The 248-nt window shown below is 48.8% G+C and carries 1 protein-coding gene; it reads right to left on the minus strand.

Annotated features, from left to right (window positions below):
• A partial coding sequence (locus tag SB756_RS33465; RefSeq protein WP_410913685.1) for an AMP-binding enzyme occupies positions 1-248 on the minus strand: 248 nt, incomplete at both ends.

Genomic DNA, 248 nt, shown 5'->3' on the forward strand with positions numbered 1-248 from the left:
GATGGATCTTTTTTCACTACGAAGATTTTCACCGCTTCACCACTGGAGCCGGAAGGTACGCCAACAGCCGCGACTTCCTGTACGCCAGGATGCTGCATGACGACATCTTCAATCTCGTTGGGATAGACGTTAAAACCGGAAACCAGAATCATGTCTTTTTTACGATCGACAATGCGCAGGAACCCTTCTTCATCCATCACCGCGATGTCGCCGGTGTGTAACCAGCCATTTTTGATGATCTCATCTGT

The organism is Pseudomonas sp. SIMBA_068 (assembly GCF_046534705.1).
Classification (GTDB): domain Bacteria; phylum Pseudomonadota; class Gammaproteobacteria; order Pseudomonadales; family Pseudomonadaceae; genus Aquipseudomonas; species Aquipseudomonas putida.